The sequence below is a fragment of the Pseudomonas sp. Root71 genome (assembly GCF_001429045.1).
In the GTDB taxonomy this organism is placed as follows: domain Bacteria; phylum Pseudomonadota; class Gammaproteobacteria; order Pseudomonadales; family Pseudomonadaceae; genus Aquipseudomonas; species Aquipseudomonas monachiensis.
In genome coordinates this window covers 681,905-705,000 of the sequence record NZ_LMHY01000001.1, presented here as the reverse complement: position 1 = coordinate 705,000, position 23,096 = coordinate 681,905, and the positions used below count along the sequence as shown (strand labels likewise).

23 protein-coding genes are annotated in these 23,096 nt (G+C 59.2%); 10 read left to right on the top strand and 13 right to left on the bottom strand.

What is annotated here, in order from left to right; all coding sequences use genetic code 11:
• Positions 1–162 precede the first annotated feature (162 nt).
• The gene (tyrS, locus tag ASD95_RS03260) at positions 163–1,362 is read right to left on the bottom strand and encodes a tyrosine--tRNA ligase (protein ID WP_056726670.1); all 1,200 of its coding nucleotides are present in this window, start codon (positions 1,360–1,362) and stop codon (positions 163–165) included.
• Positions 1,363–1,573: 211 nt separating this feature from the next.
• On the opposite strand from tyrS, the gene ASD95_RS03255 reads away from it, so the two are divergent.
• Together ASD95_RS03255 and ASD95_RS03250 are read left to right on the top strand one after the other, a co-directional pair.
• Positions 1,574–3,010 carry a peptidoglycan DD-metalloendopeptidase family protein gene (locus tag ASD95_RS03255; RefSeq protein WP_056726669.1) on the top strand — a complete coding sequence of 479 codons (1,437 nt, stop codon included), beginning with the start codon at positions 1,574–1,576 and terminating at the stop codon, positions 3,008–3,010.
• Positions 3,011–3,013: 3 nt separating this feature from the next.
• Complete coding sequence (locus ASD95_RS03250) at positions 3,014–4,105, top strand: anhydro-N-acetylmuramic acid kinase (protein ID WP_056726668.1); 1,092 nt, start codon at positions 3,014–3,016, stop codon at positions 4,103–4,105.
• 68 nt (positions 4,106–4,173) lie between these two features.
• On the opposite strand, the gene erpA is transcribed toward ASD95_RS03250, so the two are convergent.
• Complete coding sequence (gene erpA / locus ASD95_RS03245; protein WP_007906865.1) at positions 4,174–4,524, bottom strand: iron-sulfur cluster insertion protein ErpA; 351 nt, start codon at positions 4,522–4,524, stop codon at positions 4,174–4,176.
• 166 nt (positions 4,525–4,690) lie between these two features.
• Positions 4,691–5,725: an N-acetyl-gamma-glutamyl-phosphate reductase gene (argC, locus tag ASD95_RS03240; RefSeq protein ID WP_007980174.1), complete on the bottom strand. Its 1,035-nt coding sequence runs from the start codon at positions 5,723–5,725 to the stop codon at positions 4,691–4,693.
• 295 nt (positions 5,726–6,020) lie between these two features.
• Between argC and hemJ the strand changes: the two genes are divergently transcribed.
• The 6 genes from hemJ (at position 6,021) to coq7 (ending at position 10,576) form a co-directional block, all read left to right on the top strand.
• Positions 6,021–6,449, top strand: a complete 429-nt coding sequence (hemJ, locus tag ASD95_RS03235) for a protoporphyrinogen oxidase HemJ (protein ID WP_056726667.1) — start codon at positions 6,021–6,023, stop codon at positions 6,447–6,449.
• Between the two features lie 33 nt (positions 6,450–6,482).
• On the top strand, positions 6,483–7,451 hold the full coding sequence (locus tag ASD95_RS03230; protein ID WP_056726666.1) for an NAD(P)H-dependent flavin oxidoreductase: 969 nt from the start codon (positions 6,483–6,485) through the stop codon (positions 7,449–7,451).
• A 93-nt stretch (positions 7,452–7,544) separates the two neighbouring features.
• A complete protein-coding gene (locus tag ASD95_RS03225; protein WP_056726665.1) occupies positions 7,545–8,510 on the top strand; it encodes a DUF805 domain-containing protein in 966 nt (321 codons plus the stop codon).
• A gap of 61 nt (positions 8,511–8,571) precedes the next feature.
• Positions 8,572–9,360: an SDR family NAD(P)-dependent oxidoreductase gene (locus ASD95_RS03220; RefSeq protein ID WP_056726664.1), complete on the top strand. Its 789-nt coding sequence runs from the start codon at positions 8,572–8,574 to the stop codon at positions 9,358–9,360.
• A gap of 80 nt (positions 9,361–9,440) precedes the next feature.
• Positions 9,441–9,779: a histidine triad nucleotide-binding protein gene (locus ASD95_RS03215; RefSeq protein ID WP_056726663.1), complete on the top strand. Its 339-nt coding sequence runs from the start codon at positions 9,441–9,443 to the stop codon at positions 9,777–9,779.
• A gap of 149 nt (positions 9,780–9,928) precedes the next feature.
• Complete coding sequence (gene coq7 / locus ASD95_RS03210; RefSeq protein WP_056726662.1) at positions 9,929–10,576, top strand: 2-polyprenyl-3-methyl-6-methoxy-1,4-benzoquinone monooxygenase; 648 nt, start codon at positions 9,929–9,931, stop codon at positions 10,574–10,576.
• A gap of 81 nt (positions 10,577–10,657) precedes the next feature.
• Here coq7 and speD read toward each other — a convergent pair whose 3' ends face one another.
• Both speD and ASD95_RS03200 read right to left on the bottom strand, forming a co-directional pair.
• Positions 10,658–11,449, bottom strand: coding sequence for an adenosylmethionine decarboxylase (gene speD, locus ASD95_RS03205; RefSeq protein ID WP_007986012.1), 792 nt, complete (start codon positions 11,447–11,449; stop codon positions 10,658–10,660).
• Between the two features lie 240 nt (positions 11,450–11,689).
• Positions 11,690–12,112 carry an OsmC family protein gene (locus tag ASD95_RS03200; RefSeq protein ID WP_007941657.1) on the bottom strand — a complete coding sequence of 141 codons (423 nt, stop codon included), beginning with the start codon at positions 12,110–12,112 and terminating at the stop codon, positions 11,690–11,692.
• A 228-nt stretch (positions 12,113–12,340) separates the two neighbouring features.
• On the opposite strand from ASD95_RS03200, the gene crp reads away from it, so the two are divergent.
• Positions 12,341–12,985 (top strand): cAMP-activated global transcriptional regulator CRP, encoded by a 645-nt coding sequence (crp, locus tag ASD95_RS03195; RefSeq protein WP_056726661.1) that lies wholly within the window; start codon positions 12,341–12,343, stop codon positions 12,983–12,985.
• A gap of 10 nt (positions 12,986–12,995) precedes the next feature.
• Here the strand turns inward: crp and ASD95_RS03190 are convergent, their stop codons facing one another.
• The 4 genes from ASD95_RS03190 to ASD95_RS03175 all read right to left on the bottom strand — a co-directional run bounded on the left by ASD95_RS03190 (position 12,996) and on the right by ASD95_RS03175 (position 16,282).
• Positions 12,996–13,697: a lipoate--protein ligase family protein gene (locus ASD95_RS03190; RefSeq protein WP_056726660.1), complete on the bottom strand. Its 702-nt coding sequence runs from the start codon at positions 13,695–13,697 to the stop codon at positions 12,996–12,998.
• A 99-nt stretch (positions 13,698–13,796) separates the two neighbouring features.
• On the bottom strand, positions 13,797–14,633 hold the full coding sequence (trpC, locus tag ASD95_RS03185) for an indole-3-glycerol phosphate synthase TrpC (protein WP_056726659.1): 837 nt from the start codon (positions 14,631–14,633) through the stop codon (positions 13,797–13,799).
• A complete protein-coding gene (gene trpD, locus ASD95_RS03180; protein ID WP_056726658.1) occupies positions 14,630–15,679 on the bottom strand; it encodes an anthranilate phosphoribosyltransferase in 1,050 nt (349 codons plus the stop codon). The genes trpC and trpD overlap by 4 nt, the downstream gene beginning before the upstream one ends.
• A 9-nt stretch (positions 15,680–15,688) precedes the next feature.
• A complete protein-coding gene (locus tag ASD95_RS03175; protein WP_007906885.1) occupies positions 15,689–16,282 on the bottom strand; it encodes an aminodeoxychorismate/anthranilate synthase component II in 594 nt (197 codons plus the stop codon).
• Between the two features lie 408 nt (positions 16,283–16,690).
• Here ASD95_RS03175 and estP point away from each other — a divergent pair, with 408 nt between their 5' ends.
• Entirely contained in the window at positions 16,691–18,601 is a 1,911-nt protein-coding gene (estP, locus tag ASD95_RS03170; RefSeq protein WP_056726657.1) for an esterase EstP, read from the top strand.
• A 167-nt stretch (positions 18,602–18,768) separates the two neighbouring features.
• Here estP and trpE read toward each other — a convergent pair whose 3' ends face one another.
• The 4 genes from trpE to ASD95_RS03150 form a co-directional block, all read right to left on the bottom strand.
• Entirely contained in the window at positions 18,769–20,250 is a 1,482-nt protein-coding gene (gene trpE / locus ASD95_RS03165; RefSeq protein WP_056726656.1) for an anthranilate synthase component I, read from the bottom strand.
• A gap of 69 nt (positions 20,251–20,319) precedes the next feature.
• Positions 20,320–21,138, bottom strand: a complete 819-nt coding sequence (locus ASD95_RS03160) for a phosphoglycolate phosphatase (protein ID WP_056726655.1) — start codon at positions 21,136–21,138, stop codon at positions 20,320–20,322.
• Positions 21,135–21,809, bottom strand: coding sequence for a ribulose-phosphate 3-epimerase (gene rpe / locus ASD95_RS03155; RefSeq protein WP_008027088.1), 675 nt, complete (start codon positions 21,807–21,809; stop codon positions 21,135–21,137). Before rpe ends, ASD95_RS03160 begins: the two co-directional genes overlap by 4 nt.
• 115 nt (positions 21,810–21,924) lie before the next feature.
• Positions 21,925–23,073, bottom strand: coding sequence for an iron-containing alcohol dehydrogenase (locus ASD95_RS03150; RefSeq protein WP_056726654.1), 1,149 nt, complete (start codon positions 23,071–23,073; stop codon positions 21,925–21,927).
• Positions 23,074–23,096 lie beyond the last annotated feature (23 nt).

The following is a 23,096-nucleotide window of genomic DNA, read 5'->3' as shown; positions in this document are numbered from 1 at the left end:
ACACCTCTTTTTCAACTCCCTTTCGGCTTCGATGAACTGAAGCAACCYGCTGYCGAAAACTGCGTAACTCATTGTTTACCAAGGAGTTTTCCGTTTCGACTGCGCCGGAAGTGGGGCGAATTATAGGCTTCTAAAACTCGCCGTCAACCCCCTATTTCAGCTTTATTCGGATTTGAGCGTAATACGCGCAAATGCCTTCTTGCCTGCCTGACAAACATGGGTCGCGCCCAGTGCATATATAAAGGTGCGATCGACAACCTCACCATCTATACGTACACCACCGGAACCAAGCAGATCTCGAGCCACAGCCGAGTTCTTGACCAGCCCCGCCTTATTAAGGACGGCAGCGATCGGCATATCCTCGGCAGCAGTCAATTCGATTTCCGGCAAATCATCCGGCAGCTCGCCATCCTTCATGCGGTTACCGGCGGCACGGTGGGCATTGGCCGCAGCCTCCTCACCATGGAAGCGCGCAACGATCTCTTCAGCCAGCTTGATCTTGATGTCGCGCGGATTGGCACCCGCCTCCACATCAGCGCGGAACGCATTGATCTCATCCATGGAGCGGAAGCTGAGCAACTCGAAGTAGCGCCACATCAGCGCATCCGGAATGGAGACCAGCTTGCCGTACATCACTCCCGGCGCTTCCTGGATACCGACGTAGTTGCCCAGGGACTTGGACATCTTCTTCACGCCATCCAGACCTTCAAGCAGCGGCATGGTCAAAATGCACTGGGCTTCCTGACCATAACCACGCTGCAGCTCACGCCCCATCAGCAAGTTGAACTTCTGATCGGTGCCGCCGAGCTCCACGTCCGCACGCAGAGCTACCGAGTCGTACCCCTGAACCAGCGGATAAAGGAACTCATGGATGGCGATTGGCTGATTGGTTGTGTAGCGCTTGTCGAAGTCATCGCGCTCGAGCATGCGAGCCACGGTGTACTGCGAAGTCAGGCGAATGAAGTCGGCCGGCCCCATCTGATCCATCCAGGTGGAGTTGAATGCCACTTCGGTTTTTGCCGGATCGAGAATCTTGAACACTTGAGTCTTGTAGGTCTCGGCATTCTCTAGGACCTGCTCGCGAGTGAGCGGAGGGCGCGTGGCACTCTTGCCACTCGGATCGCCGATCATCCCGGTGAAGTCACCAATCAGGAAGATCACCTGATGCCCCAGATCCTGGAACTGGCGCAGCTTATTAATAAGCACGGTGTGACCCAGGTGCAGGTCCGGAGCCGTTGGATCGAAGCCCGCCTTAATACGTAGCGGCTGGCCACGCTTGAGCTTTTCAATCAGCTCGGACTCGACCAACAGTTCTTCCGCACCACGTTTGATCAGCGCTAGCTGCTCTTCAACCGACTTCATAACAGACCCGCAAGGCTCAGATTCAAAGGGAACCAACCATACAAGATCGCGCGTCAAATACAAGGTTTGCCCGGCGCACGGAAGCCAATCCATAGACAGAACGTCTGCGGACTTGCTTCAGAGATGATTTGGTTATATTTTATACAGTTATTTCATCTTCATCATGTCATTCATCTTTTCCAATTCATCTTTTTCAAAGTCAAAACCACTTATGACCACAGAATCGTCTAAAGCGCCGCCGCTTTACCCGAAGACCCACTTGCTTGCCGCAAGTGGCATCGCTGCCCTTCTCAGTCTGGCGCTCCTGGTATTCCCTTCCAGCGATGTCGAAGCCAAAAAGACAACCCTGAGTCTTGAACTGGAAAGCCCTGCTGAACAACTGACACAAGATCAAGACGCTGCTGACGCCGTTCAAGCCACAAATGAACCAGCAACCTCCCCCTTCGCGCAGATCGACAACAGCGCCGAAGACACTCAGGAAACCGCTCAGGCCGAACCTGCACCTGCACCTGCACCTGCACCAGTCGTCGAAGAAAAGAAGCCGGCAAGCCACAGGGAAGTGATCGTCACCAAGGGTGACACCCTCTCTACACTGTTCGAGAAGGTCGGCCTCCCGGCCACTTCAGTGCATGACGTGCTGGCCAGCGACAAGCAGGCCAAGCAGTTCAGCCAGCTCAAGCACGGGCAAAAACTCGAGTTCGAACTGAGCCCTGACGGCCAGTTGACCAACCTGCACAGCAAGCTCAACGACCTCGAAAGCATCAGCCTGACCAAGAACGACAAGGGCTACACCTTCAATCGCATTACCGCGAAACCGACCGTGCGCTCTGCCTATGTACACGGCGTGATCAACAGCTCGCTGTCGCAGTCCGCAGCCCGGGCCGGCCTGTCTCACAGCCTGACCATGGACATGGCCAGTGTGTTTGGCTACGACGTGGACTTCGCCCAGGATATTCGCCAGGGCGACGAGTTCGACGTGATCTACGAACAAAAAGTCGTCAACGGCAAGGCCGTCGGCACTGGCCCGATCCTGTCGGCGCGCTTCACCAACCGCGGCAAGACCTACACCGCCGTGCGCTACACCAACAAACAAGGCAACAGCAGCTACTACACCGCTGACGGTAACAGCATGCGCAAGGCGTTCATCCGCACACCGGTGGACTTCGCCCGCATCAGCTCGAAATTTTCCATGGGCCGCAAACACCCGATCCTGAACAAGATCCGCGCCCACAAAGGCGTTGACTACGCAGCACCGCGCGGTACCCCGATCAAAGCTGCCGGTGATGGCAAGGTCCTGCTGGCCGGCCGCCGTGGTGGCTACGGCAATACCGTGGTCCTCCAGCACGGCAACACCTACACCACGCTCTACGGCCACATGCAAGGCTTCGCCAAAGGCGTGAAGACTGGCGGCACGGTGAAACAGGGCCAGGTGATTGGCTATATCGGCACCACCGGTCTCTCCACCGGGCCACACCTGCACTACGAGTTCCAGGTCAACGGTGTACACGTCGATCCGCTGGGCCAGAAACTGCCAATGGCCGATCCGATTGCCAAGGCTGAACGCGCACGCTTCCTCGCCCAAAGCCAGCCACTGATGGCGCGCATGGAACAGGAAAAAGCCACTCTGCTGGCTTCGAGCAAGCGCTAGGCCATGGCGCTCTATATAGGTGTGATGTCCGGAACCAGCCTTGATGGCCTGGATATCGCACTGATCGAGCAAGCCCCGGCGATCAGACTGATCGCCTCCCACTACATCCCGATGCCCGACTCCCTGCGCGCCGAGCTGCTCGGTTTGTGCGCCAGCGGCCCGGACGAAATCGCTCGTTCCGCCATCGCCCAGCAGAACTGGGTGAAACTGGCAGCCCAAGGGATTCATGCCGTACTCGCCCAAGAGCAACTGAAGCCTGACGACATTCGTGCGATTGGCAGTCATGGCCAGACCATCCGCCATGAACCGGCACGCGGCTTCACTGTGCAGATCGGCAACCCGGCCCTGCTGACCGAGCTGACCGGTATCACCGTGGTCAGCGACTTTCGCAGCCGCGATGTCGCCGCCGGCGGACAAGGCGCACCACTGGTTCCCGCTTTTCACGAAGCCTTGTTTGAAGAGCAGGCCGGCAATCGCGCAGTGCTGAACGTTGGCGGCTTCAGCAACCTCAGCCTTATCGAGCCCGGCAAGCCGGTCGCCGGTTTCGACTGTGGCCCGGGCAATGTGCTGCTGGATGCCTGGATTCATCAACAACGCGGCGACCACTTTGACCGTGACGGCCAATGGGCTGCCAGCGGCAAGGTAGAACCGGTGCTATTGAATGCCCTGCTCAGCGATCCGTTCTTTGTGACCAAAGGCCCGAAGAGTACCGGCCGGGAAGTGTTCAACCTGCCATGGCTGACACGGCATCTGGCACAACTGCCAGCCTTCGCCACCGAAGATGTTCAGGCGACGCTGCTTGAGCTGACCGCGCTGACCATCATCGAATCACTGCAAAGCGCCCAGCAAGACACGCAAGAACTGCTGGTCTGCGGCGGAGGCGCTCACAACACCACTTTGATGACGCGCCTGGCCAGCCTGCTGCCAAACGCCAGCGTCAGCAGCACCGCCACTTACGGCGTGGACCCCGACTGGGTCGAAGCCATGGCCTTCGCATGGCTGGCTCATTGCTGTCTCGAAGGCATCGCAGCCAACCGTCCGAGCGTCACCGGTGCCCGCGGCTTGCGCGTACTGGGTGCCATCTATCCCGCATAAATCCTCCACACAGCAAAACGCCGCAAGGCCCTGAGGCCGTGCGGCGTTCTGTGAAACTGGTGCGCTGATCAGATCGAGAACGAAGAACCGCAGCCACAGGTGGTGGTCGCATTCGGGTTCTTGATGACGAAACGCGAACCTTCCAGACCTTCCTGGTAGTCCACCTCGGCACCTGCCAGGTACTGGAAACTCATCGGATCGACAACCAGACTCACACCTTCGCGCTCGACGATGGTGTCGTCATCGGCCACTTCTTCATCGAAGGTGAAGCCGTACTGAAAACCTGAACAACCGCCGCCCGTAACGAATACGCGCAGCTTCAAGCGATCATTCCCCTCTTCATCGACCAGGCTCTTCACCTTGTGCGCGGCACCGTGGGTGAATTGCAAAGCCGTGGGGGTGAAGGATTCGACGCTCATGCTGACTATCTCCCGGCGTTACGCCGTCATATTGCGTGATGACGCGCATTATCCGCTTCTCCTAGAAAAGCGGTCAACTATTGTTATGGTATATCAACCAATCCAATCGCCGGCCCGGAATGCAAAAAGGCCCGTCTGACGGGCCTTTTGCTGTACGCCATAAAGCTTATGGCAGCATGCCGGCGTGGGACAGGCCCAGACGCTCATCCAGCCCGAACAGAATGTTCATGTTCTGCACCGCCTGACCCGAAGCGCCTTTGACCAGGTTGTCGATCACCGACAGCACAACCACCAGATCGCCATCCTGCGGGCGATGCACCGCGATACGGCAGACGTTGGCACCCCGTACGCTACGAGTCTCCGGATGGCTGCCGGCCGGCATCACATCGACGAACGGTTCGTTGGCATAACGCTTTTCAAACAACGCCTGCAGGTCCACCGAGCGATCAACAACGGTTGCGTAGAGCGTGGAGTGAATGCCACGAATCATCGGGGTCAGGTGCGGAACGAAGGTCAGGCCGACGTCCTTGCCTGCTGCGCGACGCAGCCCCTGGCGAATCTCCGGCAGGTGGCGGTGACCCTTGACCGCATAAGCCTTCATGCTTTCCGACGTTTCGGAGTACAGCGAGCCTACGGAAGCACCACGACCGGCACCGCTGACGCCGGACTTGCAGTCAGCAATCAGATGCGCGGCATCGGCCAGGCCGGCTTCGAGCAATGGCAGGAAACCCAATTGCGTTGCAGTCGGGTAGCAGCCCGGCACGGCAATCAGGCGCGCCTTCTTGATCTGCTCGCGATTGACTTCCGGCAAGCCGTAGACCGCCTCGTCCAGCAACTCCGGTGCACCGTGCGGCTGGCCGTACCACTTGGCCCATTCATCCGCGTCTTGCAGACGGAAGTCGGCCGACAGGTCGATGACCTTGGTCCCGGCCGCCAGCAGTTCACCCGCCAAGGCATGGGCAACACCGTGCGGCGTGGCGAAGAACACCACATCGCAGGCACCCAGGGTCTTGATGTCCGGAACGCTGAACGCCAGGCCGTCGTAATGGCCTCGCAGGTTCGGGTACATGTCGGCCACGGCCAGGCCAGCCTCGGATCGGGAAGTGATGACAACCACCTCAGCTTGCGGATGTTGCGCCAACAGACGCAGCAGTTCGACACCGGTGTAACCCGTGCCGCCGACGATACCGACCTTGACCATAAACCTGCCCTCAACGAACCCACTGGAAAGCCGTCGATAATAGGGGCCGCGCGCCCCTGCGACAACCGTCAAGGTGACGTGCGGACGCTCACGAGTCCCGTCTCGGGCATACGTTCAAGTTTTGGCGAGTGGATTTTGTTGCCAGACAAGGCGCCGCGACGAGTCATAGCCCGCTATGGCGAGGAGCGGCAACGCAGTATGGCGACAAAAGACACCGTCAAAATTGAACAGTTATGTCCGAGACGGGACTCTTTCTCTACTATTCGGGTTACCGTGAATTGGGGAATAACTAAAAATGCTCTATCTGTGGCTCAAAGCGTTTCATATCGTCAGCGTCGTGTGCTGGTTTGCCGGCCTGTTCTACCTGCCACGGCTGTTCGTTTATCACGCACAAAGTGAAGACACGATCAGCAAGGAACGCTTCAGCATCATGGAGCGCAAGCTGTACCGGGGCATCATGGGCCCGGCGATGATCGCCACGCTGATTTTCGGCGGCTGGCTCATCTACCTCAACCCAGGCATCTTCAGCCAGGGTGGCTGGATACACGCCAAACTGACCCTGGTCGTATTGCTGATCGGCTACCACCACATGTGCGGCGCCCAGGTAAAACGTTTTGCCCGTGGCGAGAACACCCGCAGCCATGTCTTTTATCGCTGGTTCAATGAAGTGCCGGTTCTGATATTGCTGGCTATCGTAATTCTGGTCGTCGTTCGGCCGTTCTAAATCCACCAGGCACAACTTACCGGGGTACTTCCAATGTCGCTGCCCGCTCTGCTCGAAGAACGTTTGCGTCTGCCCGTGGTGGCGGCGCCGATGTTCCTGATTTCCAATCCGCAATTGGTACTCGCCTGCTGTCGCCAGGGCGTGGTCGGCAGCTTCCCGGCGCTGAACCAGCGCGAAAGCAGCGGTTTCAAAGCCTGGCTGGAAGAAATCGAAGCCGGGCTGGCGACAATGGAAAACCCCGCGCCTTATGCCGTGAACCTGATCGTCCATAACAGCAATCCTCGTTTACAGGCGGATCTTGAGATCTGCGTCGAACACAAAGTGCCGATCGTGATCACCAGTCTCGGTGCCGTGAAAGAACTGGTCGACGCGGTGCACAGCTACGGCGGCCTGGTGTTCCATGATGTGACAACTCGTCGTCATGCCGAGAAAGCGGCCGAAGCCGGCGTGGATGGCTTGATCGCCGTGGCTGCCGGCGCCGGTGGACACGCCGGGACCTGGAGCCCGTTCTCGCTGATTGCCGAAATCCGCCAGTTCTTCGACAAGACCTTGTTGCTGGCCGGTTGCTTGAACCACGGCCACGAAATTCTTGCCGCTCAATTGCTCGGCGCGGATTTGGCCTACTTTGGCACACGATTTATCGGCACGACCGAAAGTCACGCGCCTGACGCCTACAAAGAAATGCTGCTGACATCCAAAGCGGCAGACATCATCCATACTCCAGCCGTGTCAGGTGTACCCGCGAGTTTCATGCGCCAGAGCCTGGAGGCCGCCGGTTTTGACATGGCCGCCTTGCAAGGCAAGGGCGAGATCAACTTCGGTTCCAAGCTCAAACCCGTGAGCGATGAGGCCAAGGCCTGGAAGACCGTTTGGTCTGCAGGCCAGGGTGTGGGAGAAATCGAAGACTTGCCGAGTGTCGAGCAGTTGATTGCACGTCTCGACGCGGAGTACCGCCAGGCCCTGGAGCATGCCGCCCAGTTGCCAAAACGCTGGCCGCGCTGACAGCAAATCTTGGCCAGTCTTGCCCGGCTGGCCCTACATTCACCCGGGCACAAGCTTCTTCTTTCAACCTCTCGCGACAAGGATGCCTCGCACATGGGCGAAAATCGTTTCAAGATCGTATTCGAAGGCGCCTTGCTACCCGGTGTCGACATCACCACGGCAAAGCTCAATCTCGCCGACTTGTTCAAAAGCGATGTCACAGCCATCGAGCGCTTGTTCGCCGGGCGTCCGGTAGCGCTCAAACGCAACCTGTCGCAAGCCGACGCCCATACCTATCTCCAGGCGCTGAGCAAAACCGGTATCGACGCCCGCATCGAAGCCGAAACGCCGATCGAACTGAACCTCGCCGACGTGCATGAGCATGCTCCGGCCAACAGCCAGGAGCCATTGGCAGACCCGCAATCCCCTTACGCGCCGCCTCGCGCGCCCGTCGGCGAAGCCGTGGCGGAATTCGCTACGCTCAAGCCATTCAGTTTCGATGGCCGTATCGGCCGCTTGCGTTACCTCGCCTGGACGCTGGTGCTGTCAACTGTGCTCTTGGCCGTTTGCGGGGTGCTTGCCTTGGTCGCCCTGGCTCTCATCGGCGCGGATTCGACCGGCGGCCTGATATTGGGCAGCTTGCTGGCCTTGATCCTGTTCGTCGGCTTTATATTCGTCAGCATCCAGATCACTGTTCAACGCTTGCACGATGTCGGTTGGTCCGGCTGGTTGTGGCTGCTGAACCTGGTGCCGTTCGTTGGCAGTTTCTTTCCGTTCGTGATCATGGTTGTGCCGGGCAACGACACCGCGAACCGCTACGGCCCGCCGCCTCCGCCGAACAGTACTGCGGTCAAGGTATTGTCTTCGCTGTGGCTGGTGGTTATCGCGCTGGTTCTGTTCGGCTCGCTGGCCGGTGGTCTCACGGCGATACGGGAAGAATACAAAAGCGCCGCCCAGAGCAGCTACGAAAGCAGTTCGGTCACCACCGATGAAATCGAAGTCGAGGTCGAACCGGTGCCAAATTCCACCGACGATGCAGCCGAAGAGGCCCAGCCCCCTGTAGACTCTGCGAAAGAATGAACAGCGCTCCTGGCCCGTGACACCTGCGTCGCGGCGCGGAGCTGTTGCGATGGAGAACTGCATGACCCGTTACGCTCTGATCACTGGCGCCTCCAGCGGCATCGGCCTGGCAATGGCCGAAGCGCTGGCCCGGCGTGGCCGCAGCCTGATTCTGGTGGCCCGACAACGTGATCAGCTGGAAAGTATTGCGATTGAACTGACCCAGAGGTTCGGCGTGGAGGTGTTGTTCCGTGCCTGTGACCTGGGCGAACCGCTGCGCCTGTCCGGGTTCCTGCTGGAGCTGGAAGAAGGCGACCGGCAGATCGATCTGCTGGTCAATTGTGCCGGTATCGGTACATGCGGCCCGTTTCTGGCCCAGGACTGGATGACCGAGCAAGACCTGATCGAAGTGAACATCCTCGCCCTCACCCGCCTGTGCCATGCCATCGGCAACAGCATGGCCCTGCAAGGCGGCGGACAGATTCTGAATGTGGCCTCGGTGGCGGCGTTTCAGCCCGGGCCGTGGATGAGCACCTATTACGCCAGCAAGGCGTATGTGCTGCACTTTTCCGAAGGATTGCGCGTCGAGCTGAAAAAATGTGCGATCAAGGTTTCGGTGCTCTGCCCCGGGCCGACCCGAACGGCATTTTTCCGTACCGCGCAACTCGACAGCGAAAAACTGACCAACAGCAAACTGCTGATGAGCCCTGAGGAAGTGGCGCTCTACACCGTGCGCGCACTGGAAAAGAACAAGGCGATCATCATTCCCGGGCGGCGCAACCGCTGGTTCGCCTTCCTGCCGCGACTCGGCTCGCGGTGGCTGACTCGCACAATCGCCGGCATGATCAACAAGGCCTACTGCCCGCGCTGATCCAACCCCAGGTAAAAGGCTGGGCGCTGGCATACACCATGAGTACACTCAGGCCAGCCCAAACAACGGAGAAAACAGCTGTGGATACTCTGTTCACCAAGATCATCAACCGGGAAATCCCGGCGAAGATCATTTACGAGGACGACCAGGTACTGGCCTTCCACGACATTGCCCCACAGGCGCCAGTACATTTCCTGGTGATCCCGAAAAAACCGGTTCGCACCTTGAACGACCTGACCGAGGACGACAAGACATTGGCCGGGCACATACTGTTCACCGCCCAGCGCCTGGCACTGGAACTGGGCTGTGAAAAGGGTTTCCGCGTCGTCATGAACTGCAATGAAGAAGGCGGGCAAACCGTCTACCACATTCATATGCACGTGCTGGGTCAGCGCCAGATGCACTGGCCGCCGGGCTGATTGCGCCAAACCCTGTGGAAGCGGTGCACCGCCGCCTCCACACAAGGCATCACAACAATGTCACAGCACCTGCATCACAATGACCCAGCGCAAACCTTCCCCGGCCGATTGGGTTAAACTGGCCGCCGAAATTCCCCCCGGAGGTCAGCATGACTACCCAACGTCACTACTCGCCGATTGACCGCCTGCTGCTGCAAGCCGATGCCGCGATGCGCACCTTGCTGCCCTTCAGCGGCCAGCCGTACCGTCCGTCGCCTGCCATCGTGCAGCCGGATGCGAAAATGAGCGACGAAGATACGCGCCACGTTGCCGGCCTGATGCGCATCAACCATACCGGCGAAGTCTGCGCCCAGGCGCTGTACCAGGGGCAGGCGCTGACCGCCAGGCTGCCGCAAGTGCGCGCTGCGATGGAGCATGCCGCCGAAGAAGAAATCGACCACCTGGTCTGGTGCGAACAACGCATCCATCAACTGGGTAGCCACACCAGCATCCTCAATCCGCTGTTCTATGGCATGTCGTTCGGGATTGGCGCAGTGGCCGGCCTGATCAGCGACAAAGTCAGCCTCGGTTTCGTTGCGGCAACGGAAGACCAGGTGTGCAAACACCTGAACGAGCATCTGGAACAATTGCCGGCCGAGGACGAAAAATCCCGGGCAATTCTTCAGCAGATGCGCATCGATGAAGAACAGCACGCCGAAAGCGCGCTGGAGGCTGGCGGCTTCCGCTTTCCGGCACCGGTGAAGTTCGGGATGAGTCTGATGGCCAAGGTGATGACAAAGAGTACTTATCGGATCTGACTCCGTTTTTTTGTAGGAGCCAGCGCCAAAATAAAAAAAGGCGACTGCCGTGAGGGAGTCGCCTTTTTGTGTTCGAAAATCTTACGCCATATTGCGCGCGTAGAAGATTTCGAGCATTTCGTGTTTCACCCGTTCGGTCACCTGGGCGCGTTGCTCAGAGGACAGGTTGCTGGTGGCGTCGCCGAACAGGTAGTTATCCAGTTCGAAGTTCTTCAGCAGCATCTTGGTGTGGAACAGGTTTTCCTGGTACACGTTCACGTCGGTCATCTGGTACGCGTCGTAAGTGTCGTCGGAGAGGTAGTTCTGGATCGAATTGATCTCGTGGTCGATGAAGTGCTTTTTGCCTTCAACGTCACGGGTGAAGCCGCGCACTCGGTAATCCACGGTCACAATGTCCGAATCGAACTGGTGAATCAGGAAGTTGAGCGCTTTAAGCGGTGAAATGACCCCGCAAGTCGATACGTCGATGTCCACACGGAAGGTTGCAATACCGCTGACCGGATGGATTTCCGGGTAGGTGTGCACCGTGATGTGGCTCTTGTCGAGGTGGGCCAGAATGATTTCGGGCAGCGGGCCCGGGGACTCTTCGATCTGACTGTCGGTCGGGGTTACCGGTTCCTCCGAGATCAGGATCGTGACGCTGGCGCCCTGCGGCTCATAGTCCTGACTGGCAATGTTCAGGATGTTGGCACCAATGATATCGACAACTTCCGTGAGGATCTGCGTCAGGCGTTTCGCGTTGTACTCTTTATTGATGTACTCGACGTAAGCCTGCTGGTCTTGCGGGGTTTCCGCGTAGCAGATGTCATAGATGTTGAAGCTCAAGGTCTTTGTCAGGTTATTGAACCCGTGGAGCTTGAGTTTGCTTTTCACCGTTAAAAACTCTCTATGTGTTTGCGGCCCGGCCGCGTGATCAAGCATGCCCGTCAGATGCGAACAACGCACCTGCGTAGGACGGTTAACACCTCTTCGCGATGGCGATTTTGGTTGTCTGTTTCGGGTTTGAGGCCTGTCGGCTGACGGGCCACTACCCTGAAAAAAGTGGCGCATTATGCAGACGTCAGCTTGTGTTCGCCAGAGTCTGCACTGCTTTTATGATAGTTGAATGTCGATTCAACCGAGCTCGATGATCTCGTAGTCGTGGGTAATTGCCACGCCAGCCGCGCCGAGCATGATCGAGGCCGAGCAATACTTCTCGGCAGACAGTTCGATGGCACGTTTGACCTGGGCTTCTTTCAGCCCGCGGCCCTTGACCACAAAGTGCATGTGGATCTTGGTGAACACCTTTGGATCTTCGGTCGCACGCTCGGCTTCGAGGAAGGCTTCACAGCTTTCCACTGCCTGGCGGGACTTCTTGAGGATGCTGACCACATCGAAATTGCTGCAACCGCCAACACCCAGCAGCAGCATTTCCATCGGCCGGACACCCAGGTTACGTCCGCCGGCATCGGGCGGACCGTCCATGACCACGACATGACCGCTACCGGATTCGCCGAGAAACATGGCTTCGCCAGCCCATTGGATGCGTGCCTTCATCGCCAAGACTCCACTGTATAAAAAAGGGTCGCCAGCTTAGCACAGGCCCCGTGATTGACAGCGCCCGGCGTCCTGGGACATATCCCACTGCCTTGTAGGTAAATGCTCGAATATTGCAGGAAGTGTCTGTTAAGCTGACGCCAATTCTATGGCGCACAGCCAGCCTTACTCCAGCGTTCACTATTTATAAAAACCAAACATACCGTGCAGTTTTTTCGGGATACAACCATGGTTGCTATTGCCCCCAACTCCAAGATCAAGAACCTCGACAAGCTGTTGATGCATTGCCAGCGCCGCCGTTATCAGGCCAAGAGCAACATCATTTGTGCCGGCGACCGCTCGGAAACGCTGTTCTTCATCATCAAAGGCTCAGTCACCATCCTGATCGAAGATGATGACGGCCGGGAAATGATCATTTCCTACCTGAACGCCGGGGACTTTTTCGGCGAGCTGGGTCTGTTTGAGCAAGCCGGCCTGGAGCAGGAGCGCAGCGCCTGGGTGCGGGCCAAGGTTGAATGCGATGTCGCGGAAATCAGCTACGCGAAATTCCGCGAATTGTCCCTGCAGGACCCGGACATTCTTTACGTCCTTAGCGGACAAATCGCACAGCGCCTGCGCAACACCACGCGCAAGGTCGGTGACCTGGCATTCTTTGATGTAACCGGCCGAGTCGCCCGCTGCCTGCTGGAGCTGTGCAAACAGCCAGACGCCATGACGCACCCCGATGGCATGCAAATCAAGGTGACCCGTCAGGAAATCGGTCGAATTGTCGGTTGTTCACGGGAGATGGTCGGTCGCGTGCTCAAGGATCTGGAGGAACGCAACCTGGTGGACGTCAAAGGCAAGACCATGGTGGTCTTCGGTACGCGATAAGCTCGAAAACCTAGCCGCTGAACATCTGCACGAGCATCAACCGGTAGAGTTCGTCGAGGCGTGCCAGTGCATTGGGTGCCGTGAACTTCTCATGCAGCGCGATGTGGCTTTCGGCGCGCACTCGTTGCTCCAGACCGCAAGCCTCGTTGAAACGATTGACCGCGGCGACCATAGACTCTCGCTCGTTATCGATCAGCATCGCTCCGTGCACCAGTCCTACCGGACGCTGCCCACCCAGGCTCTGACGCCAGCGCTGGGCGGTGCCAACCATCTTGCGACCATCGAGGTTGACGTTGAAGCGACCATCACAGAACGCCCCCTCGATTTCGCCAAGGGACGACGTGCCGCCCAACTCATCCAGCAGCTGACAAATGGGATCGCACAAACGGTGGTAACCGGTTTCGATGCGATTCAGATCCCCTTCGCTGCGCGGCGGTGCGTAAACCAGCGCGATGTTGATCGTTGAGGCCGATTGCGGCACCGGCTCGCCACCGGTTTCACGCAACAGTACTGGCCAACCGGCCACCGCCGACACTTCACATGCAGCCTCGAAACCCGACAAGCGGCTCAAACGGCGTGGCATAACCAGCGCCCGATCGCTCGGCTGCCAGAACAGCAGGCCGAACTCCGCGTCGCCGGAACAGACCGATGCCAGCAAGTCCTGTTCGGCTTGCAGGCCGGCTTCGATGGTGAGGGAGGTTGGCAGCGACATGGAAGGCTCCGACAGACCAGAGGTCTTCAGGGGATTTGCGGGCCTCTTCGCGGGCAAGCCCGCTCCCACAGTGGAAGCGGATTGCCTGTGAAGATGTATTCAGTCGAGGGTCGAGCCGCTGACGGGAATACCGCGCTCAGGGAAGAACAGACGCTGCAACTCGGTACCCGGGCTTTCGGCGCGCATGAACGCCTCGCCGACCAGGAATGCGTAGACGTCGCTGATTTCCATCAGTTCGACATCGGCGCGATTGAGAATGCCACTCTCGGTGATGACCAGACGATCTCGCGGAATACGCGGCAACAGGTCGAGGGTGGTTTCCAGGCTGACATCGAAGGTGTGCAGGTTGCGGTTGTTCACGCCAACCAGCGGAGTATCGAGGGTTTTCAACGCTCGCTCCAGCTCATCGCCGTCATGGACTTCCACCAGCACATCGAGGTTGACGCTTTTGGCCACGGCTGCCAGTTCGGCCATTTTCACGTCATCCAGCGCGGAGACGATCAACAGCACGCAGTCGGCACCCAAGGCACGGGCTTCGACGATCTGGTATGGATCGATCATGAAGTCCTTGCGGATCACCGGCAGCTGGCACGCCGCGCGGGCCTGCTGCAGGTACGCATCCGCGCCCTGGAAGTAGTCGATGTCGGTGAGTACCGACAGGCAGGTCGCGCCGCCCTTCTCATAGCTTCTGGCGATGTCGGCGGGAACGAAGTTCTCGCGGATCACGCCCTTGCTCGGCGAGGCTTTCTTGATTTCGGCAATGACTGCCGGCTGCTTCAGCTTGGCCTGAGCCAGCAAGGCCCTGGCAAAGCCACGGGGCGCATCGGCCGCCTTGGCCAGGCTTTCCAGCTCGCAGAGGCTGACGCGAGCGCTACGCTCGGCGACTTCCTCGACCTTGCGCGCCAGAATCTTTTCCAGAACCGTCGGTACACTCATCCCTCATTCTCCACTCTGAATACCGCGGTAAACGCACCCAGCTCCTCGAGCTTTTCCCGAGCGAGGCCGGTGTGCAGCGCATCGTGCGCAAGTGCAACTCCCTCTTTCAAACTGCTGGCATGATCGGCGGCGTACAGCGCGGCACCGGCATTGAGCATGATCATCTCGGCCGCTTTCTGACCGTTCTCGGTCTTGCGCTTGCCCAGGGCATCGCGAATCAGCTCAAGTGAAGCCGCCGGGCTTTCCACCGCCAGGCCATGCAGACTCTGGCTCTTCATGCCCAGGTCTTCCGGCTCGACCCAATACTCGGTGATCTGGTCGTTTTTCAGCTCTGCCACGAAGGTCGGTGCTGCCAGGCTGAACTCGTCCAGGCCATCCTTCGAATGCACCACCAGCACATGCTTGCTGCCCAGACGCTGCAACACTTCCGCCAGCGGCCGGCACAAGGCCTGGGTGAATACGCCTACTACCTGATGCTTCACGCCGGCCGGATTCGTAAGCGGGCCGAGCATGTTGAACAAGGTCCGCAGACCCAGTTCGCGGCGCGGGCTTGCAGCGTATTTCATCGCAGAGTGATGGGTCTGGGCAAACATGAAACCAATACCAACGTTGTCAATGCAGCGCGCCACTTGCACGGGTGTCAGGTTCAGGTAGATACCGGCCGCCTCCAGCAGATCGGCACTGCCGCTCTTGCCCGAGACTGCACGGTTGCCGTGCTTGGCCACGGTGCAGCCAGCAGCGGAAACCACGAACGCAGCAGCGGTCGACACGTTGAAGATATTGGCGCCGTCGCCGCCGGTGCCCACTACATCGACCACACCGTCGAGGGTCTTGAGTTCGACCTTGTCCGCCAGTTCACGCATCACCGACACGGCACCGACGATTTCGTCGATGCTTTCGCTCTTCATGCGCATGGCCATCATGAACGCGCCAATCTGTGCGTCCGAGCATTGCCCGGTCATGATTTCGCGCATCACATCGCGCATTTCATCGGTGCTGAGGTCAAGGTGATCGACGATACGGCTCAGGGCTGTCTTGATGTTCATGAAAAGTCCTTAGCGCGTGCCGCCGGTTTGTTTGAGGAAGTTGGCGAACAGTTCATGGCCCTGTTCGGTGAGGATCGACTCAGGGTGGAACTGCACGCCTTCGATGTTCAGAGTCTTGTGACGCAGGCCCATGATCTCGTCGACCGAGCCGTCTTCGAGCTGAGTCCAGGCGGTCAGCTCCAGGCAATCTGGCAGGGTTTCGCGCTTGACGATCAAAGAATGATAGCGGGTCACCGTCAGCGGACGATTCAGGCCTTCGAATACACCCTTGTCCTCGTGAAATACCGGGCTAGTCTTACCGTGCATCACTTGACGGGCGCGCACCACATCACCGCCAAAGGCCTGGCCGATGGATTGGTGGCCGAGGCAGACGCCAAGAATCGGCAGTTTGCCGGCGAAATGCTTGATCGCTTCAATCGAAATTCCGGCCTCGGTCGGGGTGCAAGGACCGGGGGACACAACGATGCGCTCAGGGTTGAGGGCTTCGATTTCAGCGATGGTCAGTTCATCGTTGCGCACGACCTTGACCTGGGAGCCGAGCTCGCCCAGGTACTGCACAACGTTGTAGGTAAAGGAGTCGTAGTTATCGATCATCAGCAACATGGCGTATAGAACCTCTTGAACTCACTGACTTTAAAGATGGCCTTCGAATGTTTTACCCGCAGGGCGCTGCGCTTTGTCAGGTGCCGACGTAGCGCCAGCAAAGCGGCATTTCAAACAGGTAAAGAAGGCAAAGCGGTACAGGTCCGGCGAAGCCGGCAAAAGAATTCAGGCGCGCCAACGCCAGCGGGCGTGTGCCTTGATGACTTGATCCAGGAGTTTACTGATGATCAACACGGGGAAGGTCTCGTTCGTACGTCCCGGCACAGTAACTTAGCTGGGCAGAGCGCGCAATATCGCCGGAGGCACTGTCCGCGAATCTATCAAAGGCTTCGCGACAGATGGCAAAAGGCCGAAAGTTTTTGGTACTGTCGTTTCGTTCACTAAAACAATAAATAAACGGACTTGCTCATGATCAAACAGTCGTTGTTTGTACCGCTCGCAGGATGCTTGCTCGCGATCGCATGCGCCCAGGCGAACGCCGCACCCAATCCTTATACAAATTTCGTTGTCTTCGGGGACAGTCTCAACGATGCAGGGACCTTTGCCGACACGGGCGGGCCTGCCGGAGCGACACAGCGCTTCACCAACCGGACGGGACCGGTGTACCTGGATGGCAGCGGCGAAGTCCGCTCGCTCAACTCCACACAGATCCTGGGTGGGAAACTGGGGTTTTCACCGGACCAGACGGCATCTTCTACTTCAGCAGTTCGCGCCAACGAAGGCCTGCCTGATGGTAACAACTGGGCTGTAGGCGGCTACCGTACCGACCAGATTCTTGATTCGATTACCAGCATCTCCGCCACCGGCGAACGCACCCGGTCCGGCTATCTTCCATCCAATAACTTCCGTGCCGACCCGAACGCACTGTATTACCTGTCGGGCGGCGGTAACGACTTCCTGCAAGGACGCGTCACCAGCCTGCCCCAAGCCAGTGCCGCCGCCGACCGCCTGGCCGACAGCGTGCAGACCCTGCAAACCGCCGGTGCCAGATACGTCATGGTCTGGTTGCTGCCCGATATCGGCTTTACCCCAGCGTTCAACGGCACGCCGCTGCAAGCGTTCACATCTCAACTCAGCGCCCAGTTCAACACTGAACTGGTAAGCCGACTGCAAAACATCAATGCCGAAGTCATCCCGCTCAACATTCCGGTACTGCTCAAAGAGACGTTCGCCAACCCGGCACAGTTTGGCCTGGCCACCGACCAGAACCTCATCACCACCTGCTTCAGCGGCAACGGTTGTACCGAGAATGCCCGCTACGGCATCAACAGCGCCACGCCGGACCCGACCAAGCTGATCTACAACGACTCGGTGCACCCCACCGAAGCCGGGCAACGCCTGATCGCCGATTACGCCTATTCCCTGCTGGCCGCACCATGGGAGCTGACCCTGCTGCCGGAAATGGCCCAGGGCACCGTGCGTGCGCATCAGGATGAGTTGCGCAACCAGTGGCTGGCCGATTGGGAAAACTGGCAAGGCGTCGGCCAATGGCGAGCCATCGTTTCCGCCGGCGGACAGCATCAGGACTTTGACGGCCAGGACAGCGTTGCAAGCGCCGACGGCAACGGAGCCAACCTGAACATCGGTGGCAGCTATCGTCTCAACGATGCCTGGCGTGTTGGTCTGGTGGCCGGTTTCTATAACCAGGAACTCGAAGCCGGCAACAACGACTCCGACTACAAGCTCAACACTTACCTGGGCACGGCATTCGCCCAGTACCAGCAAAACCGTGTGTGGGCCGACGCGGCGCTGACGGCCGGGCATCTGGATTACGACAGCCTCAAGCGCAAATTCCAGCTGGGCGTCAACGAACGCGGCGAAAAAGGCGATACCAGCGGCTACGTCGAAGCCTTCAGCGCACGCGTGGGCTACGACATTGCGCAACAAGCCAGCAGTCCTTGGCACCTGTCGCCGTTTGTCAGCGCCGACTTCGCCAAGGTACAAGTCGATGGTTACTCGGAGGACGGAAACAATTCCACGGCGCTGACCTTCGCCGATCAGGAGCGTATTTCCCGGCGCCTGGGCGCTGGCCTGCAGGGCAAATACCAGATCACCCCGCAAACCCAGGTGTTCGGCGAAGCGGCAATCGAGCGTGAGTACAACGACGATACCCAGGACGTGGACATCAACCTCAACAGCCTGCCAAACAACCAGTTCACGCTGGAAGGCTACACCCCGCAAAGTCACTTGCAACATGTGAACCTGGGGGTGAGCCACAACCTCACCAAGGACCTGGCACTGCGCGCCAGCTACAACATCCGCAAGGACGACGACTTCACCCAACAGGGCATCAATGTAGGTGTTGCGCTGGACTTCTGATGTGCAACCAATAAAAAACGCGGCGCCCTCACAGGCGCCGCGTTTTTTTGGCGATGAGATCATTGTGGGAGCGAGCTTGCTCGCGATAGCGGTGGGTCAGACAACATCAATGTGGCAGTGATGGCCCCATCGCGAGCAAGCTCGCTCCCACAGGTTTTTTCGCAAACTCAGGCGTTCGGTGTTTGTTCCGCCAGGGCAACGGCGCGGAACATCGCGCGGCGCTTGTTCAGGGTTTCTTCCCATTCCAGCGCCGGCACCGAGTCGGCAACGATGCCGCCACCGGCCTGCACATGCAGCTCGCCGTTCTTGATCACCGCCGTGCGGATCGCAATGGCGGTGTCCATGTTGCCGTTCCAGGCGAAGTAACCGACCGCACCGCCGTAGACGCCACGTTTGACCGGCTCCAGTTCGTCGATGATTTCCATCGCGCGAATCTTCGGTGCGCCGGACAAGGTGCCCGCCGGCAGAATCGCCCGCAGTGCATCCATGGCCGTCAGCCCGGCTTTCAGTTGCCCGGTGACGTTGGACACGATATGCATCACGTTGGAGTAACGCTCGATGACCATCTTCTCAGTCAGTTTCACCGAGCCGATTTCCGAAACGCGACCGGTGTCGTTACGCCCCAGGTCGATCAGCATCAAATGCTCGGCGATTTCCTTGTCGTCCGACAGCAGGTCTTTTTCCAGCGCCAGGTCAGCCTCTTCGTTGGCGCCCCGCGGACGGGTGCCGGCAATCGGGCGCACGGTGATCAGGTTGTCTTCGACCCGCACCAGTACTTCCGGCGAACTGCCAACGACGTGGAAGTCGCCGAAGTTGAAGAAGTACATGTAAGGCGTCGGGTTGAAGCAGCGCAGTGCGCGATACAGATCGATGGGGGCCGCCTTGAAGTCGATCGACATGCGCTGGGATGGCACGACCTGCATGCAGTCACCGGCCAGGATGTATTCCTTGATGGTGTCGACGGCTTTTTCGTAATCGTTCTGGGTGAAGCTGGAGCGAAACACCGGGTCAGCCGATTGTTGCTTGCTGAAGTCCAGGCCACGGCGCGGGGTGATCGGCTGTCGGAGTTTTTCCAGCAGCTCTTCCAGGCGCGCGCGACCTTGTTCAAAGGCGTCTTCCTGCGCCGGGTCGGCCAGGACGATGGCGTGCATCTTGCCGGCCAGGTTGTCGAACACCACCACGGCGTCGGACACCATCAGCAGAATGTCCGGTACGCCCAGCGGGTCCGGGTTCGGGCATTTGCCCAAGCGCTTCTCCACATAACGCACGCAGTCATAACCGAAGTAGCCCACCAGGCCGCCGTTGAAACGCGGCAGGCCAGCAATGGTCGGCACGTTGTAGCGCGCCTTGAAGGCTTCGACGAAGGCCAGCGGATCTTCCACGTCGTGGCTTTCGGTCTCGACGCCATCGACGGTCACGCTGACGTGATGATCATGAACCCGCAGCACGGTTCGGCACGGCAGGCCGATGATCGAGTAACGCCCCCATTTCTCGCCGCCCTGTACGGACTCCAGCAAGTAGGAATTGGGCTCGTCGGCCAGCTTCAGGTAGATCGACAGCGGCGTGTCGAAGTCGGCCAGGGTTTCGCAGGCAAGCGGAATGCGGTTGTAGCCGGCAGCGGCCAAGCGCAGGAATTCTTCGCGGATCATGAGGTGCCTCGTGGCTTGAGGGTCGAACAGTCAGGTATGCAAACGCGCCGGAAACCGGCCAGGATCAAGTCAGGCGCGCCAACGCCAGCGGGCCAGGGCCTTCATGACTTTCATCCAGAGTTTGCGAGTGACCACCACGATGGCGTTTCCAGAAGGGGGTTTGACAGCGTCGGCCAACGTTATCTCAGCGGCCGGATCCAGGCAACCGGGAATTAGCTTGCGCAGGTCGTCGATCACCAGTGCCGGCGATTCTTCCGCGATCGGCCGACCGTGGTTATAGCCGTAGCTCAGGGCCACGCACTTGACCCCCGCCGCTTTCGCCGCCAGCACATCGCTGCGCGAATCGCCGACGAACAAAGACTGCGAAGCCGGAATGTTGGCCATTTTCATCACGAAAAACAGTGCGGCCGGATCGGGCTTTTTTTGTGGCAGGGTGTCGCCGCCGATGATCCAGCGGAAATAACGGCCGATTTTCATCTGATCCAGCAGCGGCGCGACGAAACGCTCCGGCTTGTTGGTGATCAGCGCCATCTCGACGCCCTGCTTTTGCAGCCATTTGAGGGTGTCGCGCACGCCGGGGTAAACCACGGTCAACTCATGGCTCTCGCCATAAGCCTGCATGAAATGCTCCAGCGCCCGTTCGGCTTCGTGGTCATCGACCGCCGAATGATCGATAGCGCCAGCCAGCGCACGACGCACCAGTACCGGCGCGCCGTTGCCGACCCATTCGCGTACCGCTTCCAGACCGGCGGGCTTGCGACCGAGTTTGAGCAGCATCTTGTCCACAGCCACTGCCAGGTCCGGGACCGAGTCGATCAAGGTACCGTCCAGATCGAACATCACCAGCCGCGGCAGTTGCCCCGGGAACAACTGCTCAAATCCACTCATGGGCGAGCCAGCGCCAGTTCGGAACGCATCTTCTCGATGACTTCCTGATAGTTCGGCGCATTGAAGATGGCCGAGCCGGCGACGAAGGTGTCAGCGCCAGCCGCGGCGATTTCGCGAATGTTGTTCACGTTCACGCCGCCGTCGATTTCCAGGCGGATGTCACGGCCCGACGCATCGATCAGTGCCCGCGCTTCGCGCAGTTTGTCGAGGGTGCCGGGGATGAACTTCTGCCCGCCGAAGCCCGGGTTGACGCTCATCAGCAGGATCATGTCGACCTTGTCCATCACGTACTTGAGCACGTCCAGCGGGGTCGCCGGGTTGAACACCAGGCCCGACTTGCAGCCGCCTTCGCGGATCAGTTGCAGAGAGCGGTCGACGTGCTGGCTCGCTTCCGGGTGGAAGGTGATGTAGGTCGCGCCGGCTTCGATGAAGTCGCCCACGATGCGGTCCACCGGGCTGACCATCAGGTGCGCGTCGATCGGCGCGGTCACGCCATACTTGCGCAGTGCCGCGCAGACCATCGGGCCGATGGTCAGGTTCGGTACGTAATGATTGTCCATGACATCGAAGTGCACGAAGTCGGCGCCGGCGGCCAGGACGTTGTCCACTTCTTCACCCAGGCGGGCGAAGTCGGCGGAGAGAATCGACGGAGCAATTACGAAGGGCTGCATGACGCACCTTTTCTGAGCAGAATCACGATGGCGCGCATTGTATACCTCATGCTTTGAAGCGCGCACCGTGAGCGCGATGATTGGACCTTGCCATCATCCATCGACGGCTGGGGTCCTAGTACGCCGCGCGATAGATCTTTTCGATATCGACGGCACTCAACTTACGCGGATTGTTGCGCATCAAGCGCTCGATCCCCGCTGCTTCCACGGCCATGGAAGGAATGGCGTCCTCGGGCACACCGAAACTACGCAGGCCCTGGGGAATTTCCACCGCGGCACACAGTTCGGTCATGGCTTGCACGGCTTTGTCAGCCGCTTCGTTGATGCTCAAGCGAGCGGTCTTCACGCCCATGGCCTCGGCGATATCCTGCATGCGTTCGATACAGGCCATCTTGTTCCAGGTCATGACATGGGGCAGTAGCAAGGCATTACTGACCCCATGGGCAATGTTGAAGCGCCCGCCCAGCGGATACGCCAGCGCGTGCACCGCGCCAACCCCGGCATTGCCGAACGCCATGCCGGCCATCAGGCTGGCAGTGGCCATGTCTTCCCGGGCTTGCAGGTTCGACGGATTGGCATACGCCTTGGGCAAAGCCTTGGCGATCAACTTGATGGCGCCGATGGCCAGGGCATCGGTAATCGGCGAGGCGTTGACCGACAGATAGGACTCGATGGCATGCACCAGCGCATCGACGCCGCTGGCCGCCGTGACGCTGCGCGGACAGGTCAGGGTCATTTGCGGACTGACCAGCGCCACATCCGGCAACAGAAAGTCGCTGACAATGCCCTTCTTCAGTTGCGCGACCTTGTCGGAAAGGATGGCGACGTTGGTCACCTCCGAGCCGGTGCCGGCGGTGGTCGGGATGGCGATCAGCGGCGGGCCTTTGCGCGGGACCTGATCGATGCCGAACAGATCCGCCAGCGCACCGTGGTACCCGGCGTAGGCCGCCACGCTCTTGGCAATGTCGATGGCACTACCGCCACCGAGGCCGATCAAGCCGTCATGCCCACCGTCACGATAGGCCTGCATGCAATCTTCGACGATGGCTATTTCCGGGTCCGGCAGCACCCGGTCGAAAATCTCGTAACTGCGTTCGCCCAGCTGCTCCAGTGCCAGTTCTACCGTGCCGGATTTCACCAAAGCGGCATCAGTAACGATCAGTGGGTTGTCTATGTCCAGACGCGCCAGTTCGGCAGACAGTTGCTCGATGGCACCTGCGCCGGTGATCAATTTGTGAGCGATTTTGAAAGAGGAAAGACTCATGTGCGCAGCCTCTTATAGGTAGG

Bases quoted from the DNA above. Each gene is read 5' to 3' on its own strand.
- tyrS (WP_056726670.1), bottom strand. From the start codon at position 1,362: ATGAAGTCGGTTGAAGAGCAGCTAGCGCTGATCAAACGTGGTGCGGAA.
- ASD95_RS03255 (WP_056726669.1), top strand. From the start codon at position 1,574: ATGACCACAGAATCGTCTAAAGCGCCGCCGCTTTACCCGAAGACCCAC.
- ASD95_RS03250 (WP_056726668.1), top strand. From the start codon at position 3,014: ATGGCGCTCTATATAGGTGTGATGTCCGGAACCAGCCTTGATGGCCTG.
- erpA (WP_007906865.1), bottom strand. From the start codon at position 4,524: ATGAGCGTCGAATCCTTCACCCCCACGGCTTTGCAATTCACCCACGGT.
- argC (WP_007980174.1), bottom strand. From the start codon at position 5,725: ATGGTCAAGGTCGGTATCGTCGGCGGCACGGGTTACACCGGTGTCGAA.
- hemJ (WP_056726667.1), top strand. From the start codon at position 6,021: ATGCTCTATCTGTGGCTCAAAGCGTTTCATATCGTCAGCGTCGTGTGC.
- ASD95_RS03230 (WP_056726666.1), top strand. From the start codon at position 6,483: ATGTCGCTGCCCGCTCTGCTCGAAGAACGTTTGCGTCTGCCCGTGGTG.
- ASD95_RS03225 (WP_056726665.1), top strand. From the start codon at position 7,545: ATGGGCGAAAATCGTTTCAAGATCGTATTCGAAGGCGCCTTGCTACCC.
- ASD95_RS03220 (WP_056726664.1), top strand. From the start codon at position 8,572: ATGACCCGTTACGCTCTGATCACTGGCGCCTCCAGCGGCATCGGCCTG.
- coq7 (WP_056726662.1), top strand. From the start codon at position 9,929: ATGACTACCCAACGTCACTACTCGCCGATTGACCGCCTGCTGCTGCAA.
- ASD95_RS03200 (WP_007941657.1), bottom strand. From the start codon at position 12,112: ATGAAGGCACGCATCCAATGGGCTGGCGAAGCCATGTTTCTCGGCGAA.
- crp (WP_056726661.1), top strand. From the start codon at position 12,341: ATGGTTGCTATTGCCCCCAACTCCAAGATCAAGAACCTCGACAAGCTG.
- ASD95_RS03190 (WP_056726660.1), bottom strand. From the start codon at position 13,697: ATGTCGCTGCCAACCTCCCTCACCATCGAAGCCGGCCTGCAAGCCGAA.
- trpC (WP_056726659.1), bottom strand. From the start codon at position 14,633: ATGAGTGTACCGACGGTTCTGGAAAAGATTCTGGCGCGCAAGGTCGAG.
- trpD (WP_056726658.1), bottom strand. From the start codon at position 15,679: ATGAACATCAAGACAGCCCTGAGCCGTATCGTCGATCACCTTGACCTC.
- ASD95_RS03175 (WP_007906885.1), bottom strand. From the start codon at position 16,282: ATGTTGCTGATGATCGATAACTACGACTCCTTTACCTACAACGTTGTG.
- estP (WP_056726657.1), top strand. From the start codon at position 16,691: ATGATCAAACAGTCGTTGTTTGTACCGCTCGCAGGATGCTTGCTCGCG.
- trpE (WP_056726656.1), bottom strand. From the start codon at position 20,250: ATGATCCGCGAAGAATTCCTGCGCTTGGCCGCTGCCGGCTACAACCGC.
- ASD95_RS03160 (WP_056726655.1), bottom strand. From the start codon at position 21,138: ATGAGTGGATTTGAGCAGTTGTTCCCGGGGCAACTGCCGCGGCTGGTG.
- rpe (WP_008027088.1), bottom strand. From the start codon at position 21,809: ATGCAGCCCTTCGTAATTGCTCCGTCGATTCTCTCCGCCGACTTCGCC.
- ASD95_RS03150 (WP_056726654.1), bottom strand. From the start codon at position 23,073: ATGAGTCTTTCCTCTTTCAAAATCGCTCACAAATTGATCACCGGCGCA.